12 protein-coding genes and 1 tRNA gene are annotated in these 16,579 nt (G+C 61.4%); 3 read left to right on the top strand and 10 right to left on the bottom strand.

The window, feature by feature from the left end; genetic code table 11:
* Positions 1–10 precede the first annotated feature (10 nt).
* Together pfkB and ptsP are read right to left on the bottom strand one after the other, a co-directional pair.
* Positions 11–952 carry a 1-phosphofructokinase gene (pfkB, locus tag ACZ0AZ_RS12870; protein ID WP_281877633.1) on the bottom strand — a complete coding sequence of 314 codons (942 nt, stop codon included), beginning with the start codon at positions 950–952 and terminating at the stop codon, positions 11–13.
* Positions 952–3,813 (bottom strand): phosphoenolpyruvate--protein phosphotransferase, encoded by a 2,862-nt coding sequence (gene ptsP, locus ACZ0AZ_RS12865; RefSeq protein ID WP_243243020.1) that lies wholly within the window; start codon positions 3,811–3,813, stop codon positions 952–954. Before ptsP ends, pfkB begins: the two co-directional genes overlap by 1 nt.
* A gap of 305 nt (positions 3,814–4,118) precedes the next feature.
* Here ptsP and cra point away from each other — a divergent pair, with 305 nt between their 5' ends.
* Both cra and ACZ0AZ_RS12855 read left to right on the top strand, forming a co-directional pair.
* Positions 4,119–5,114: a catabolite repressor/activator gene (gene cra / locus ACZ0AZ_RS12860; protein ID WP_016771742.1), complete on the top strand. Its 996-nt coding sequence runs from the start codon at positions 4,119–4,121 to the stop codon at positions 5,112–5,114.
* A gap of 3 nt (positions 5,115–5,117) precedes the next feature.
* Positions 5,118–5,894, top strand: a complete 777-nt coding sequence (locus tag ACZ0AZ_RS12855; RefSeq protein ID WP_122610854.1) for a TatD family hydrolase — start codon at positions 5,118–5,120, stop codon at positions 5,892–5,894.
* 123 nt (positions 5,895–6,017) lie between these two features.
* Here ACZ0AZ_RS12855 and ACZ0AZ_RS12850 read toward each other — a convergent pair whose 3' ends face one another.
* From ACZ0AZ_RS12850 to ACZ0AZ_RS12835, 4 genes are all read right to left on the bottom strand, one after another.
* Positions 6,018–8,048, bottom strand: coding sequence for a methyl-accepting chemotaxis protein (locus tag ACZ0AZ_RS12850; RefSeq protein ID WP_463572209.1), 2,031 nt, complete (start codon positions 8,046–8,048; stop codon positions 6,018–6,020).
* Between the two features lie 210 nt (positions 8,049–8,258).
* Positions 8,259–9,098, bottom strand: a complete 840-nt coding sequence (ampE, locus tag ACZ0AZ_RS12845) for a regulatory signaling modulator protein AmpE (RefSeq protein WP_463537506.1) — start codon at positions 9,096–9,098, stop codon at positions 8,259–8,261.
* Complete coding sequence (ampD, locus tag ACZ0AZ_RS12840; protein WP_039759524.1) at positions 9,095–9,655, bottom strand: 1,6-anhydro-N-acetylmuramyl-L-alanine amidase AmpD; 561 nt, start codon at positions 9,653–9,655, stop codon at positions 9,095–9,097. Before ampD ends, ampE begins: the two co-directional genes overlap by 4 nt.
* A 64-nt stretch (positions 9,656–9,719) precedes the next feature.
* On the bottom strand, positions 9,720–11,897 hold the full coding sequence (locus ACZ0AZ_RS12835) for a DUF1631 domain-containing protein (RefSeq protein WP_463570840.1): 2,178 nt from the start codon (positions 11,895–11,897) through the stop codon (positions 9,720–9,722).
* Between the two features lie 266 nt (positions 11,898–12,163).
* Between ACZ0AZ_RS12835 and nadC the strand changes: the two genes are divergently transcribed.
* Positions 12,164–13,012: a carboxylating nicotinate-nucleotide diphosphorylase gene (gene nadC, locus ACZ0AZ_RS12830; protein WP_039759530.1), complete on the top strand. Its 849-nt coding sequence runs from the start codon at positions 12,164–12,166 to the stop codon at positions 13,010–13,012.
* Between the two features lie 89 nt (positions 13,013–13,101).
* On the opposite strand, the gene ACZ0AZ_RS12825 is transcribed toward nadC, so the two are convergent.
* From ACZ0AZ_RS12825 to rpsO, 4 genes are all read right to left on the bottom strand, one after another.
* Complete coding sequence (locus ACZ0AZ_RS12825; RefSeq protein ID WP_024011573.1) at positions 13,102–13,401, bottom strand: DUF6388 family protein; 300 nt, start codon at positions 13,399–13,401, stop codon at positions 13,102–13,104.
* Positions 13,402–13,631: 230 nt separating this feature from the next.
* A tRNA-Thr gene (locus ACZ0AZ_RS12820) sits at positions 13,632–13,707 on the bottom strand.
* Between the two features lie 157 nt (positions 13,708–13,864).
* Positions 13,865–15,970 carry a polyribonucleotide nucleotidyltransferase gene (gene pnp, locus ACZ0AZ_RS12815; protein ID WP_016771750.1) on the bottom strand — a complete coding sequence of 702 codons (2,106 nt, stop codon included), beginning with the start codon at positions 15,968–15,970 and terminating at the stop codon, positions 13,865–13,867.
* Positions 15,971–16,175: 205 nt separating this feature from the next.
* Positions 16,176–16,445: a 30S ribosomal protein S15 gene (gene rpsO, locus ACZ0AZ_RS12810; RefSeq protein ID WP_016771751.1), complete on the bottom strand. Its 270-nt coding sequence runs from the start codon at positions 16,443–16,445 to the stop codon at positions 16,176–16,178.
* Positions 16,446–16,579: the final 134 nt, after the last annotated feature.

Raw genomic sequence — 16,579 nt, 5'->3', positions numbered from 1 at the left:
ACAAACCCTCTTATTGTTCTGTCAGGGGGCGCACGCGCACGCCCTGTTCGAGCTGCGCCAGTTGCGCTGCGTCGTTGATGCCAAAACCGATCTGGGTCACCGCCATTGCCGCAATCGCGGTGGCGGTGCGCAGGGTTTGCTCGGGGGTGTCGGCGCTAAGCAGACCGTGGAGCATGCCCGCCAGCAAGGAATCGCCGGCACCGACCGTGCTGGCCACGCTGACTTTCGGCGGCGAGGCATGCAGGGCCGAGCCGACACTGAACCAGTTGACCCCGTCGGCGCCGTGGGAGATCACCACGTGCTCGATGCCTTGCGCATGCAAACGTGCGGCGGCTTGTGCTTCGGCGATCGGCGAGACCACTTCGCAGCCGAGGGCGTGGGCCAGTTCTTCGGTGTTCGGCTTGATCAGCCAGGGGCTGGCCTGCAACGCAGCGCGCAAGGCTTCGCCGCTGGAATCGAGGGCGACTTTCAAGCCGAGCGCGTTCAACCTTTCAATCAGCTCGCGCAACCATTGCGCGGTGACGCCACGCGGCAGACTGCCGGCGACCACCACCGCATCGTGCCCCGGTGCGATCTGCTGCAAGCGATCAAGCAAGGCTTGCTGCGCCGTTGCATCAACCACCGGGCCAGGCCCGTTGATGTCGGTGATGCGCCCGTCCTGTTCGGCGACTTTGATGTTGCTGCGCGTCTCGCCCGGCACGCGGATGAACGCGTCGACGAAACCGCGCTTGGCGAACAGGGTTTCGAACGCTTGCTGATTGTCTTCGCCGAGAAAGCCGCTGACGGTGACCTGATGGCCGAGATCCGCCAGCACCTGGGCGACGTTGACGCCTTTGCCCGCAGCGTGGGTGTGCATCTCCTCGCTGCGATTGACCTGACCGGCATCGAGCCGTGACAGCTCAACGGTGAGGTCGAGTGCCGGGTTGAGAGTCAGGGTAAGAATCTTGGCCATTACAGGGCCTCCACTAATGCGCGCACTTCATTCGCGCTGCCCACGGCCAGGGCCTGTTGGGCGAGGGTTTGCGCCTGGGTCAGGCTGAGTTCACGGATGCGCGCCTTGACTTCGGCAATGCTGCGCCCGGACACGCTGAGTTCGTCGACACCGAGGCCAACCAGCACCGGCACCGCCAGCGGATCAGCCGCCAGCTCGCCGCAGACACCCACCCATTTGCCATGTGCATGGGCGGCGCGCACGGTGATGTCGATCAGTTGCAGGACCGCCGGGTGCAAGCCGTCCGCTTGTGCAGACAGGGTCGGGTGACCACGGTCGATGGCCAGGGTGTATTGGGTCAGGTCGTTGGTGCCAACGCTGAAGAAGTCGACTTCCTTGGCCAGTACCGGCGCGAGCAATGCGGCGGACGGCACCTCGATCATGATCCCCAGTTGCAGGTCGGCGACTGGAATTTCCAGACGCAGGCGTTCGGTCATGTCGCGGGCCTGGCGCCATTCTTCGACGCTGCCGACCATCGGGAACATGATCCGCAGCGGACGGTTGTCGGCCGAGCGCAGCAAGGCGCGCAGTTGCGCTTCCATGATCTGCGGACGCTGCAGGGTCAGGCGGATGCCGCGCACGCCGAGGAACGGGTTTTCTTCCTTGGCGATCGGCCAATACGGCAGCGGTTTGTCGCCGCCGACATCGAGCGTGCGCACCACCAGCGGCCGTCCAGCCAGACCATCGAGGACGCGACGGTATTCGGCTTCCTGGGTTGCCTCGTCCGGTGCCTGCGGGTGGGCCATGAAAATCAGTTCGGTGCGCAGCAGACCAATGCCTTCGGCGCCCTGCTCCACCGCGCTGGTCACGCCTGCGCTTTCGCCGATGTTGGCGAACACTTCGACGGCGTGGCCGTCGGTGGTGTGTGCCGGTTGATGGCGTTGTTCGGCGGCGATCTTCAGGCGTTGCTCGCGGGTGTCGCGCTCTTCAGCGGCACGCTTGAGGGTCGCGGCATCGGCGTCGACATGCAGACGGCCACGCTGACCGTCGAGCAATAGCGGCGTGCCCGGCTCGAGCAACAGCACCGCTGCACCCGCGCCGACCAGTGCTGGAATACCGAGCGCGCGGGCGACGATGGCGCTGTGCGCGGTAGCACCGCCGCGCGCGGTGAGAATCCCTGCCACTCGCGCAGGATCCAGGCGCGCGACATCGGACGGGCCGACTTCGTCCATCACCAGAATGTACGGTTGCTCAGGTTCGTTCGCGGTTTGCACGCCACACAGCTGCGCCAGCACCCGGCGACCGATGTCACGCAGATCGGCGGCACGCTCGGCGAGCAAAGCGTCCTGCAGCGATTCCTGCTGTTTGGCGGCGGCTTCGATCACCGCCATCCACGCCGCTTCGGCGCTTTCACCTTGCTTGAGGCGGGTGTCGACTTCGTCGGTCAGATCCGGGTCGTCGAGCATTTCCTGGTGAGTGATGAAAATCTCGCGAATGGCCTTGGCCTTGCTGCGTTCGATCAAGCCTTGGATGTCGCGGCGCACGTCGCTCAGCGCTTGCTTGAGGCGCTCGCGCTCGATCGCGGCAGATTCGCCGCGCAACGGGTAATCGATGGCTTGCAGCACCTGAATGTGCGCAGGGCCGATGGCGATGCCCGGTGCGGCAGGAATCGCCTGCAACAGGCTGCCGGAGGCCGGCGCGATCAATACTTCGGCGATGTCGGCGATCACTTCGCGCTGCTGACTCACGGCCGGCAGCGGCTCGACTTCCTCACCGAGGCCTTCTTCAATCGCCGCGAGCAGGGCCGGCAAGGCATCGGCGGCGATGCTCGGCTCGGCGATCAGCTCCAGCACCTGACCGCGGCGGGCGCCGAGACTGAGCAGTTTGCTCAGGCTCTTCACCGACACGGCGCTGTCCTGGCTGTCGACGATGCGCACGCGGATTTCGCCATCAAAACTCTTCGCCAGTTGCGCAAGAATCTTCGCTGGTCGTGCGTGCAAACCATGGGCATTGGCCAGGGCAATACGTGCACTCGGCCAGTCGGCCGGCAGTTCACCGCCGAGCACTTCGAGAACTTTGCGGCTGCTGGTGGCGCGGCCCAATTCGTGGCCGCGACCTTCGATCAGCAACGCGCACAAACGCTCGAGCAACGCCTGATGCGCTTCGCCCAGACTGGCGAGGCAGAACAGTCCGCTGAGCGGCTGGCCGAGGTAGCGCATCGGTTTGTCCGGGGTGACGAACGCCAGTCCCGGACGCTTCACGGTCTGCTCGCTGTGCAGCCACCACAGGCCATCGCCCAGTGGCAGCGCTTCGACTTGCTGCAACACGCCGGCAAAGCCGTTGCTCACACAATCGGCCTGACGCAGCAGACGTGCGCCGCGCCAGACCAGTTCTTCGAAATCGTCGGCCGACACGCCGAGGCCGATCATCTGCGCATCCAGCGCCAGTTCCTGCGGCGCGCCTTGCAACAGTTTAAGCAGCGCTTCGGGGGAGCTGGCGCGACGCAGGGCCTGGCCCAGATCGGTCTCGCCGAGGGCGCGGGTCAGCAGTTGCAGCAGGCGCAGGTGTTCGTCGGATTTCGCCGCGATGCCGATCGCCAGATAAACGATCTGGCCATCGCCCCAGTCGACGCCGTCGGGAAACTGCATCAGGCGCACGCCGGTGGCGAATACCTGATCGCGGGTTTCCGGGGTGCCGTGGGGAATGGCGATGCCTTGACCGAGAAAGGTCGAGCCCTGGGCTTCCCGGGCCTGCAGGCCGGCGAGGTAGCCGTCGGCAACCAGACCGTCGGCGACCAGATGACTGGCCAGCAATTGCAGGGCAGCGGGTTTATCCACGGCCGACTGGCCCATGGATATCTGCTCTATAGTGAGCTCGAGCATGCGATCTCCTTTTTGGCGCAGTTCAACGCCAGGTATTGTTTTGAATGGTTCACAGCTTAGGCGCTCTGCCGCGCTTTTCAGCGGCAGTTTTGGCGGTTTCACGGCAGGACCGTCCAAAGGCGTCTAAAACGTAGAAAATACGCTTGCTGAAACGTTTAATCTAGATTGATCGGCACGTTACTCGATAATGTCTCATCCTTGAAGTCCAACTGGTCGGATCTGCCCAGGCAATAAGTCGACTGCCCTTATCGGGTAGGATTGGCGAAAATGTCGCGGCATGCTCGAAAAAACAAGGAAATACCGGGTTGAAACTCAGTGATATCGCGCGGTTGGCCGGCGTCTCCGTCACCACCGCCAGCTACGTCATCAACGGCAAGGCCGAACAGCAACGCATCAGCAACGCGACCGTCGAGCGCGTGCGCGCGGTGGTCGATCTGCATGGCTTTACGCCCAATCCGCAAGCGGCCGGCCTGCGCAGTCGGCATACGCGCACCCTGGGTTTTATCCTGCCGGATCTGGAAAACCCCAGTTACGCGCGGATCGCCAAGTTGCTCGAACAAGGCGCGCGGGCGCGCGGTTACCAATTGCTGATCGCCAGTTCCGACGATGCGCCGGACAGCGAGCGCCAGTTGCTGCAACTGTTCCGCGCCCGCCGTTGCGATGCGCTGATCGTCGCCAGTTGCCTGCCGGCCGGTGATGACAGCTATCGGCAGTTGCAGGCCAAGGGTCTGCCGATCATCGCCATCGACCGGGTCATGGAGCCGGAGCATTTCTGCTCGGTGATCAGCGACGACCGCGAGGCCAGCCTGCATCTGACCCAGAGCCTGCTCGATCCGCAGCCAAAGCAGATCGTGCTGCTCGGCGCCCGCCCGGAGCTGAGCATCAGCCAGGAGCGTGCCGCCGGTTTCCGCGCAGCGCTCAAAGACTTCAAAGGTGAGGTGCTGGTCGAGCACGCCGAGTCGTTCAGCCGCGAGTGCGGCAAGCAATTGATGGAAGAACTCCTGCAGCGGCTGGGGCATTTGCCTGACGCACTGGTGACCACCTCATACGTGCTGCTGCAAGGCGTGTTCGATGCGCTGCATGATTTCCCGCTGAAATCGCGGCCGCTGCGCCTCGGCACGTTCGGCGACACGCAGTTGCTGGATTTCCTGCCGCTGCCGGTCAACGCCATGTCCCAGCAACACCAGTTGATCGCCGACAAGGCGCTGGAACTGGCGCTGGCCGCCGTGGAGCAGGACGACTACCAACCGGGCGTGCAAGCCATTGCGCGGACCTTCAAGCAGCGTATTCATCGGGACTGAAGCGTGGAGCTGATCGACAGCCACACCCACCTCGACTTCCCCGACTTCGACGCTGATCGCGCCGAGTTGCTGGCCGAAAGCCGCGCTCTCGGCGTGCGGCGCATCGTCGTGCTGGGCGTGCATCAGGGCAACTGGCAACGGGTGTGGGATCTGGTGCAGAGCGATGCCCACCTGTACGCGGCGTTCGGATTGCACCCGGTGTTTCTCGATCAGCATCGCCCCGAAGATTTGAGCGCGCTGGGGGACTGGCTGACGCGCTTGCGCGGACATCGGCAGTTGTGTGCGGTGGGCGAGATCGGCCTGGATTACTTCATCGAAAACCTCGATCGCGAACGGCAACAGGCGTTGTTCGAAGCGCAGCTGCAACTGGCCGCGGACTTCGAGTTGCCGGCGCTGATCCACGTACGCCGCAGCCACGCAGCGGTGATCGCCACGCTCAAGCGCTTCAAGCTCAAACGCGCCGGCATCATCCACGCCTTCGCCGGCAGCCGCGAAGAGGCGCGGGAATACCTCAAGCTGGGGTTCAAACTGGGCCTCGGCGGCGCACCGACCTGGCCGCAGGCATTGCGCATGCATCGGGTGCTGCCGGAACTGCCGCTGCAATCGGTGGTACTGGAAACCGACTCACCGGACATGGCCCCCGCCATGTTCCCCGGCCAGCGCAACAGCCCGGCGCATCTGCCGGCGATTTGCGCTGCGTTGGCCGAGCTGATGAATATCACGCCTGAACAACTCGCCGCCGCCAGCACCGCCAACTGCTGCGAAGTCTTCGGCTGGTAACACCGCCGTCCCCTGTGGAAGCGAGCCTGCTCGCGATAGCGGTCTGTCAGTGACATCGCCAGTGCCTGATCCACCGCCTTCGCGAGCAGGCTCGCTCCCACATTTTTGATCCGGTTCCAGCTTTCAGACGCGAAACGCACTGATCAGTTGTTTGAGCTCAACCACCTGCGCCGACAGCGCGCGGCTGGCATCTTCGGTCTGGTGTGCGCCTTGTGCTGTGCGTTCGCCGGCGCGGTTGATTTCGACGATGTTCTGGTCGATGTCATGGGCCACGGCGGTCTGCTGTTCCACGGCAGCGGCAATCTGCTGGTTCTGGTCGACGATCATGCCCACCGCGCCAAGAATGTTTTCCAGCGCCTGCTGGACTTTTTCCGACTGGCCCACCGTGCCGTTGGCCATCTGATGGCTGACGCCCATGGCCTTCACCGCCGCGCCGACGCCGCCATGCAGTTTGGCGATCATCTGCTCGATTTCTTCGGTCGATTGTTGGGTGCGCTTGGCCAAGGTGCGTACTTCGTCGGCGACCACGGCAAAACCGCGCCCCTGCTCGCCGGCTCGCGCGGCTTCGATAGCGGCGTTGAGCGCCAGCAGGTTGGTCTGTTCGGCGATGCTCTTGATCACTTCCAGTACACGGCTGATCGACTGGCTGTCGCTGGCCAGTTGATTGATCACCAGCACCGACTGGTCGATTTCGCTGGCCAGTGCGGCAATGCTGCCCTGTTGCGATTCCACCAGGCCGCGCCCGCTGAGGGTTTCGTCATTGACGCTGTGGGCGCTGCTCACCGCAGCGGCGGCACTGCGAGCGACTTCCATTGAGGTCGCCGACATCTGGTTCATCGCCGTCGCCACTTGTTCGATCTGCGAGCGCTGCCCGGCCACGGCCTGATTGCTCTGCGCCGAGACGCTTTCGACCTGTCCGGCCTGTCGCTCGACTTCGCCAACGGTGTGGCCCACGCGTTCGATCAAGTCGTGAATCTTCTTCACCGTACCGTTGAACACCTCGCCCAACTCGCCCAGCTCATCACGGCTGCTGGCCTTGAAGTTGACGGTCATGTCACCGGCCGCAACCTTGTTCATCATCGCGCCCAGGCTTTTCAGGGTGGTGCGGGTCGAGGCGTAGAAACCGCCATAAAGATAGAAAATCAGCACCAACACCACCGAAAGCGCCGAGGCTTGCAGAATCATGTGCGTGCGGTTCTGCGCCAGACGCTGCTGCAACTGGCTGTCGAGAAATTTCAGCGTGGCCTGATTGAGCTGGTAGGTGTGTTCCATCAGCCCGGTGACCTGATCGTAAAATGCCTGCCACGGCGCATCGAGGGTGTCGGCCATCACCACTTGTTCTTCGAACAGCTCGCTGGCCTGTTTGAGCGAAGCCTTGCTGCTGTCGGCCTGGGCGCTGAGGGATTCGCGTGCAGCGCTGCTGGAACCGAGGGCGTCCTGCAGTTTCAGAGCGTACTCGGCCTGGAGTTTTTCAATCTGCACCAGCAGCTCGTCAAAACGCGTGCTGGAGGAACTGTTGAGAAAGCCCTGGCCCAACGAATACGAGCCCATCGCCCGGCCTTCGCCGAGGGTTTGCGTGACGCTGGGGGTGATCAGCGTCACCAGTTCGCTGAGCTGGCGAATGTCGCTCTGGTTATCGCGACTGAGGCCGGCCTGACTGGTGATGATCTGGCTGAAAATCTGCGCATTGGCCAGCAACTTGCCAATCAACGCGCTTTTGCTTTGCAGCGAGCTCTCCGCTTGCTGGGCCTTGAACGCGGCGATCATTTCATCGCGTTTCGCCTCGAACTGCTTGATCTGCTCCGGGTCCTCGGTCATCGCCGCCAGCCCTTCCAGGCGCGCGAGCAAAGCCTGCTCCAGCGTCTGGATCTGCGCTTCGACGTTGCCGGCCTTGCCGGACTGGCCGAGGGTGACGTCGATCTGCACCAGATTGTTCAGGGTCTCCAGATCGCGACGCAGGCTCAAGCTGCTGCCCAACAGGTCGAGGCTCTGCAGTTCGACGCGGGTGCCCTGAAATTCGCGATAGGAGTCGCGCACCAGATAGAAATTGGTCACCAGCATCGGCACTAGGAACAGCACGCTGATCAGGCTGAACTTCATGCCGAAGCTCAGACGGTTCATCAGCGAGACGGCGGGATAGAGCAAGCTCTTCACTGGAAGTCTCCCTTGGTTTTTCTTGTTTTTATTGGCAGGCGCGGGGCGACAGCAGATAGCCACTATCGGGCGCTATCTCTGTATAGCGTAAATCGGCGGGAGGTTTTGTAACTTATGGTTACTGATGAATGGTGGAACAGGGTTTTCAGGGCTGCGACGCAGCCCATCGGGGATAAATCCCCTCGCCACAATGAGTTTCACTCTGGCTCATCAGTGAACCAGAACCGTCCACAAGGCAAACCCGGCATACCACAGCACTGCCGCACGCAGCAGCAGTTCCCACAGGCAGTCGAGGGTGTTGATGCCGTCCGGGCCGACCACTGGCGGTGGAACTTCCCCGGCTGCCAGGCCGACCTTGTTGATCAACTGCGCAGCGCTGATGTTCCAGTTCAGCAGCTCATGCAGCATCACCCGGCTGACCGCGACGAAGTTGCCGACCAATGCCAGACTCGCCGCCAGCAAGCGCACCGGCACCCAATCGAAGGCATGACGCAACTGCGCAGCACGCTCGACCAGCGCCGGATTGCAGCCGTGCTCTTCGGCCAGCGCCAACAAGCGATAAGCCAATGCCGCCACCGGCCCGAGGAGGAAGTACCAGAAGATCACCGCGAAGAAACTCTGATACGCCTGCCACAGCAGATGCCCCTGCACTTGCTCAAGCAATTGCTCGCCACTGTCGGCGCAGATGTCCAGGTCGCGCTTGGCCACGTGCGCCGCCGCTTGCAGATCCTCACGACGCCAGGCATCGCGGAACGGCCCGAGGCCGCCGAGCAGATCGCCACGCCCGAGGCTGTAAATCACCACCAACAAGTGCACCGGCAGCGCCAGCAGACCGTAAGCCACCGGTTCCAGTACCAGCAACAACAGCGCCAGCAACGCCACCGGGAACAGCACCAGAATCGTCAGCACCAGCCATGGCTGCCTGGCCAGTCGATTGCTGTTTTCGAGTTTGTGCAGTTCGCGGATCCATCCGCCGTCGCGTTGAAGCCGATGGCGCAGGGCCGAAAACTTCTCGATCCACACCGCCAGCAGTAACACCAGAAAACTCATTGTCCTTCCTCTTTTGCCAGGGCTGCGCGGTAGCGTGCCCAGTCGAATGCCGGTCCCGGATCGGTCTTGCGCCCCGGAGCGATATCGCTGTGGCCACAGATACGCTGAGCGGTGATCGCCGGAAAGCGTTTCTGCAACTGCCGGGTCAGCGCAGTCAACGCGCGATATTGCTCGTCGGTGAACGGCAGATCATCGGTGCCTTCCAGCTCGATGCCGACGGAAAAATCGTTACAGGTTTCACGACCCTCGAACACTGAAACCCCTGCGTGCCACGCCCGCTCCAGACAAGAGACAAACTGGGTGACCTTGCCGTCACGTTCGATCAGAAAATGCGCCGAGACGCGCAGGTCAGCGATGCCTGCAAAGTACGGGTGTTCGGTGACATCCAGACGATTCTGGAAAAATTCCTGAACCTTGCCCGTGGCGAATTGCGCCGGCGGCAGGCTGATGTTGTGGATGACCAACAGGGACACTTCGCCCGTCGGGCGCTCATTGAAGTTGGGCGACGGGCAGATCTGCACGCCATGACACCACCCGCTCGCGGGATCCAACTGCATACCGATTCCTTCAACGCCGACCATGTGGGCGCCCAGTATGCCGCGATCCGCCCCCACCGCGCGATCACTTGCCGCGATTGAGTCGCCGCAGGTCGCCCAGCACCGATTCCAGTGCGCGGTCGAACAACAAGGTGTCATCCAGCGCACGCGCCACGCCACGGCTGAACGCCAGAGCGAGATCGGTGCGGCTGCGCTCCAGCACTTTCGTCCCGGTGCGGTCGACGAAGACATATTTGCCGGTCTCTTCGATGATCGCGGCGAGTTTGCAACGCAAGCTCTGTTCGTCGTCCTCGTCGAACACCACCCAATTGCCTACGCGCAACTGCTCGACCTGAGACAGCCCGGCAGCGTCTTGCGCCAGGCGCGGCGCCGGGGTGGCCGCTGCTTGGTCGGCGCTGTGCTGCAAGACCTCGGGCGTGACTTCGATCAGCGGCGTAACGCTGTGATCGGCGTCGTCGGAACGCTCCAGCACGCGTACGTGCAGAGCCTCCAGCTCGCTGAAGAATTCACTGGTGGCAAACGGATCGAACGCGGTGCTGCTGAGGCCATCGCGCAGCGATTTGAGCAGCCCCGGGACCAGTGCCAGCAGGCGCAGGCTGGATTCGCCGTCGTCATGGCGTTGCACGCTCCAGACCAACTGTTCCATGGTCTGCACGTCGGCGTGCCATTCGGCGGACTGATCGCCGTGCTTGAGACAGGTCAGCAACAGCACTTTGCTCCAGGCCTGCTGGACGAAACCCACCACCGTCGCCGGCAGCACTTTGCCCAGCAATGCCTGCTGTAACGCCTGCGCGACGCGCCGCTGAGCCAGCTCGGCCTTCGCCCGGCCTTCCTCGGCGTCCCGCAAACGTTGTTCAAGCAGTTCGGTGCGGCGACGTTCCTCCTGGGTGAAGGCGAGGAAGTCCGCGAGCAGTTCGGAGAAGATCGCCGGGTCGTCGACAAACTCGCTCAGCAAGCGCTGTACCACTTGCTCGATGCGCACGTAGAGGCTGTCGCGCTCAGCACCGTCGCAATCGCTCCAGCCCATTGCGGCCTCGGCGATTTCGTTGAGCAGGCGCCGCGCCGGGTGCGTGCTACGGCTGAAGAAACTTTTGTCCAGTACAGCGACCTTGAGCATCGGAATCTGTAATCGGCCGATCAGCGTCTTGAGCGCGTCAGGCACGTTGCGATCATCGAGGATGCAGTCGAAGACCATGGCGATCAGGTTGATCACGTCTTCGTCGGCGGTCGCGACGACGCGGGATCTGCCGCTTCTGACGCTGACCCGGGTCAGCAGTTGCTCGAGCTGGTGGCGCAGATCGAAATCCTCCTGAGCCTCGAGCGCAGGGACGTATTGCTGCAAGTGCGACAACAACCGCAGCAGGTCGCGGGTATTGATCGGATGCGCCGGGGCACCGGGCTCCAGGGTAGGTGTGACGCGGCCGCGCACGTGGGCGAGCAATTGCTGCATCGCTGCGAACACTTCCTCGATGCCTTCGTCCGCTGGCGGCTCGTCGAGATCTTCAATGAATGTGTCGCTATCGGCAGGCTCGACCATGCGACGAGCCACGGCGGGTTTCAGATGTGGCAACACGCCGGTCGCGAGCAGCAACTGATTGGCTTCGGCATACAGTTGCTCGGTGTCGGCCAGCACATAGCGTTCGAACAGTTTGAGCAGGATCAGCTTGACCTTGATCTCGACGCCGAGGTTACGTCCGGCCTGCAGGAAGTATTCGCAGAGCATCGCCGGGCTGAGGGGATTGTGCTGATCATCGAGACGCTTGCCGAGCATCGAGCTGAAACGTGCGGTCAGTTGATCGAGAGCGAAGCCGTCGCGCTTGAGCACACGACTGACCATGGTCTGCACGGCGACGGTGCGCTCCATGGCATCGGTGCGCGGCGCCGAATCTTCGACCACCAGCGTGCGTGGCAGGGTAATGGCGGCAGGATCGTATTGAGTGAGCCCGGCAAAGGCTTCGAAAAACAATTCAAGAAAACCGCGCTCGATGTTCTTGCGCTTGAGGCGCAGGTCGCGCATGGCTTCGAAAAAGATGTTCTGATCGACGTCGTTGCGCGCCCGGTCGGCCATTTCGAACAGGGTGTCATCAGCGTTATCGAACAATTCCTGCAAATCGTGGCGTAGCTGCTGCGCGGCCTTGTCGCGAACCTGCAGCAGAATCACCGGCAGGCGGGCAAGTGGCGAGTGGTCCGCCAGATCGGCAGTCGCCCGGTGCAAAGGCACCACTTTCCCGTCGTTGCGCATCCAAGCCTCCTGGAACGGTGATTCGGTTCGTCGCTTTGACACTGCTCCCGTGGAGTCGTTCGTCAAAGCCATGACGTCAAATACAAGGCGGATTATCTGGCAAAAGTGGCCGGCGATGCTATAGGCCTCAGGGTTTCCCCTATACACCACGCACCACGCACTCAGCTCAGGAAAATCGACCAGATGCGTCAGGCACGCGCGTTCTCGCCTTGGGTTGGCTCGCGCCCTGCCCCTATAATCGAACCACTTTGTTTGTGGAGTCCGTTATGCCGAATCTACGTCTCGCCGATCTGACCGCCGAAATCGAAAACAACGTGCGCCGTGCGTTGCTCGAAGACGTCGGCAGCGGCGACATCACCGCGCAACTGATCCCGGCCGAACGCCTGGCCAAAGCCACCATCATCACCCGTGACGACGCCGTCATCTGCGGCACCGCGTGGGTCGATGCGGTGTTCCGCCAGCTCGATCCGCGCGTGGCGGTGCATTGGCAAGTGGTGGACGGCCTGCGGGTGAAAGCCAATCAGCCGCTGTTTCACCTGGAAGGTCCGGCTCGCTCACTGCTCACCGGTGAACGCAGCGCGTTGAACTTCCTGCAGTTGCTGTCCGGTGTGGCGACGCGCGCGCAGTACCTGGCAGACTTCGTCGGCGAGACGCAGGTCAAGTTGCTCGACACCCGCAAGACCCTGCCCGGCCTGCGCCTGGCACAGAAATATGCGGTGACCTGCGGCGGCTGTCACAACCACCGCATCGGTCTCTACGACGCCTTCCTGATCAAGGAAAACCACATCGCCGCCAGCGGTGGCATCGCCGAAGCCGTGGCCGCCGCGCACAAGATCGCCCCGGGCAAACCGGTGGAGATCGAAGTGGAAAGTCTTGAAGAACTGAAGCAGGCGCTGGAAGCCGGCGCCGACATCATCATGCTCGACGAACTGAGCCTGGACGACATGCGCGAAGCGGTACGCCTGACCGCCGGCAAAGCGAAACTGGAAGCCAGCGGCGGCATCAACGAAAGCACGCTGCTGCCGATCGCCGAAACGGGCGTGGATTACATTTCGATTGGCGCGATGACCAAGGATGTCAAAGCGGTGGATCTGTCGATGAGACTGAGTCTCTGAGCTACAAGCTACAAGCTACAAGCTACAAGCTACAAGCTGAGCGATTCTGCTTTGACTTGTAGCTTGCAGCTCGAAACTTGTAGCTGCTTTTAAACGACTAGATTGTTCATCTCGCAGTACTCTTCCCACTCGACACCCAATACTTCCGCCGCTTCCTTGTGCAGCACGAGGCGCTGCGCCTCGAACTCCTCCGGCGTGCTGGTGTACTTGAGCGTCAGCTCCCACGGCTGCAAGCCCTGCGCTTCGGCTTCGTCTTCGAAGGCCCACTGGATCTGGTCTTTCTGATCATCGGGACTCAGGTCCTTGATCTCTTCCTTCAGGTCCGGCACATCCAGAAGGTATTTTTCCAGCGCTTGTTCGTGGCGTTGCTCTTGGGTCAATTCAGTCATGGGGTTCTCGCTGATCTTAGGAATGGAGGATGGATCTGGATCATCAAGGATCTCTCTGACGCGGACTGGCCGGCCTTCGGAACCATTCGGGATCATCTGAAAACTGCTAAGCGATGCTCATGCAGGCACCGAATATAGGACGTTTGCATGACGAATTACATGCCTCTTTACATCTCTTGCACAAAAAAGCTGACCTGCGGAACATGTATCGACGTGGCGCGCTGAGGAGTTGGTGCCCGAGACAGGAATCGAACCTGCGACCTTCGCGTTACGAGTGCGCTGCTCTACCGGCTGAGCTACACGGGCGGTGGGCTAAACCTAGCACCGGTCTCGAGCTGCGGCAAATTTGTGGGTTGCCTGATGGTTTTCTTTTGAGAACTACAATTTCTTTATTTCAGATAAAAAAATGCCCCCGCCGTTTGCACGGCGGGGGCATTTTCATTGCGCTAAAGCTTTCGGGTAATTAAACGCCCGAAGCCTTGGCAGCTGCCACGTCTTTGATGGACAGCTTGATACGGCCGCGGTTGTCCACGTCCAGTACCAGCACTTCCACTTCCTGGCCTTCCTTCAGGATGTCGGTGACTTTCTCTACGCGAGCGTCGCTCAGCATCGAGATGTGCACCAGACCGTCCTTGCCTGGCAGGATGTTTACGAATGCGCCGAAGTCGACGATGCGCTCAACCTTGCCGACGTAGATCTTGCCGATCTCGGCTTCTGCCGTGATGCTCAGAACGCGCTGACGAGCAGCTTCTGCGGCATCCTTGGTTTCGCCGAAGATTTTGATCGAACCGTCGTCTTCGATGTCGATCGAAGCCTTGGTTTCTTCGCAGATCGCACGGATGGTCGCGCCACCTTTACCGATAACGTCACGGATCTTGTCGGTGTCGATCTTCATCGCGATCATGGTCGGAGCGTTGGCCGACAGTTCGGTACGCGACTGGCCAATGATCTGGTTCATCTGGCCGAGGATGTTCAGGCGCGCTTCAAGGGCCTGGCCCAGAGCGATTTCCATGATCTCTTCGGTGATGCCCTTGATCTTGATGTCCATCTGCAGCGCAGTCACGCCTTTGGCGGTACCGGCTACCTTGAAGTCCATGTCGCCCAGGTGATCTTCGTCGCCAAGGATGTCGGTCAGGACGGCGAACTTCTCGCCTTCTTTAACCAGACCCATGGCGATACCGGCCACCGGTGCTTTCATCGGTACACCAGCGTCCATCAGCGCGAGGGAAGCACCGCACACGGAAGCCATCGAGCTCGAACCGTTGGATTCGGTGATTTCCGACACCACACGGATGGTGTACGGGAACACGTCAGCGGCTGGCAGCATGGCCGAAACCGAACGACGGGCCAGACGGCCGTGACCGATTTCGCGACGACCGGCGCCACCCATGCGACCACACTCGCCCACCGAGAACGGCGGGAAGTTGTAGTGCAGCATGAACGGGTCTTTCTTTTCGCCTTCCAGGGTGTCCAGCAGTTGCGCGTCACGGGCGGTGCCCAGTGTTGCCACAACCAGCGCCTGGGTTTCGCCGCGGGTGAACAGAGCCGAACCGTGAGTCTTCGGCAGAACGCCGACTTCGATGTTCAGCGGACGCACAGTCTTGGTGTCGCGACCGTCGATACGTGGCTTGCCGTTAACAATGTTTTCGCGAACGGTGCGGTATTCGATTTCGCCGAAGGCTGCCTTGACTTCAGCAGCGCTTGGCTGGCCTTCTTCACCGGACAGCTTGGCAACCACTTGGTCCTTCAGCTCACCCAGGCGAGCGTAACGGTCGGCCTTGATGGTGATGGTGTAGGCCTGGGAGATCGCGTCGCCGAACTCGGCACGGATCGCGCCCAGCAGCTCGGTGGCTTCTGGCGCAGGAGCCCAGTTCCAGGTTGGCTTGGCGGCTTCGGCAGCCAGTTCTTTAACAGCGTTGATCACAACCTGGAATTCGTCGTGAGCGAACAGTACTGCGCCCAGCATCTGGTCTTCGGTCAGCTCTTTGGCTTCCGATTCAACCATCAGTACGGCGTCGGAAGTACCGGCAACGACCATGTCCAGGCTCGAAGCGGCTTGCTGTTCGTAAGTCGGGTTCAGCAGGTAGCCGGTGCTTTCGTGGAAAGCCACGCGAGCGGCGCCGATCGGGCCGTCGAACGGAATGCCGGAAATGGCCAGGGCAGCCGAGGTACCGATCATCGCAGCGATGTCCGGATCGGTCTTCTTGCTGGTGGAAACGACGGTGCAGACAACCTGCACTTCGTTCATGAAGCCTTCTGGGAACAGCGGACGGATCGGACGGTCGATCAGTCGGGAAGTCAGGGTTTCTTTCTCGGAAGGACGGCCTTCACGCTTGAAGAAACCGCCAGGGATCTTACCGGCAGCGTAAGTCTTTTCCTGGTAGTGCACGGACAGAGGGAAGAAACCCTTGCCCGGATCGGCTTGCTTTGCACCGACAACAGTCACCAACACGCTGACGTCGTCGTCAACGGTGACCAATACTGCGCCGGAGGCCTGACGGGCGATACGGCCTGTCTCGAGGGTAACGGTCGATTGACCGAACTGGAATTTTTTGATTACCGGGTTCACGGTGTCCTACCTTCTTTGTGGCTCTTGGGGGAAACGGTTTCTTGCGAATTCTTGGGCAATCTCGGGAATCGGCCCGATGGCAATTGTCCGGGTGCTACAGGTTAAAGCCATGCTGCAGATAAAACTTGAGGCTGGGAGCCTGCAAGGCGCCAGCGGAAAACCGCTGACGCCCGACAGACCACCAACCTCATAGCGCAATCGCTGATTAGCGACGCAGACCCAGGCGAGCGATCAGCGCGGCGTACCGGCTTACGTCCTTGCCTTTCAGGTAGTCCAGCAGCTTGCGACGCTGGTTAACCATGCGGATCAGACCACGACGGGAGTGGTGATCTTTACCGTTGGCCTTGAAGTGACCTTGCAGTTTGTTGATGTTGGCGGTCAGCAGTGCAACCTGCACTTCTGGCGAACCAGTGTCACCAACAGCTTGCTGGTAGTCAGCAACGATTTGAGCTTTTTCTTGAACGTCGAGAGCCATGAGGCAATCCTTCCTTATCAGGAAACTGTTTCAGGGAAACAGCTTCAACAGGCCAGGGACAAATCCCTGTATCTATAAATGAGTAGTGACCATGCCTGTTAACAGCCACACTCGCCGGCCCGCTTAACGCAGAC

It is taken from the genome of Pseudomonas sp. AC239 (genome assembly GCF_979258545.1).
This window is presented reverse-complemented; position numbering and strand designations above follow the sequence as displayed.

Excerpts from the sequence above, each read along its gene's own strand:
- pfkB (WP_281877633.1), bottom strand. The coding sequence starts at position 952 with ATGGCCAAGATTCTTACCCTGACTCTCAACCCGGCACTCGACCTCACC.
- ptsP (WP_243243020.1), bottom strand. The coding sequence starts at position 3,813 with ATGCTCGAGCTCACTATAGAGCAGATATCCATGGGCCAGTCGGCCGTG.
- ampE (WP_463537506.1), bottom strand. The coding sequence starts at position 9,098 with ATGAGTTTTCTGGTGTTACTGCTGGCGGTGTGGATCGAGAAGTTTTCG.
- ampD (WP_039759524.1), bottom strand. The coding sequence starts at position 9,655 with ATGCAGTTGGATCCCGCGAGCGGGTGGTGTCATGGCGTGCAGATCTGC.
- ACZ0AZ_RS12835 (WP_463570840.1), bottom strand. The coding sequence starts at position 11,897 with ATGCGCAACGACGGGAAAGTGGTGCCTTTGCACCGGGCGACTGCCGAT.
- nadC (WP_039759530.1), top strand. The coding sequence starts at position 12,164 with ATGCCGAATCTACGTCTCGCCGATCTGACCGCCGAAATCGAAAACAAC.
- ACZ0AZ_RS12825 (WP_024011573.1), bottom strand. The coding sequence starts at position 13,401 with ATGACTGAATTGACCCAAGAGCAACGCCACGAACAAGCGCTGGAAAAA.
- rpsO (WP_016771751.1), bottom strand. The coding sequence starts at position 16,445 with ATGGCTCTCGACGTTCAAGAAAAAGCTCAAATCGTTGCTGACTACCAG.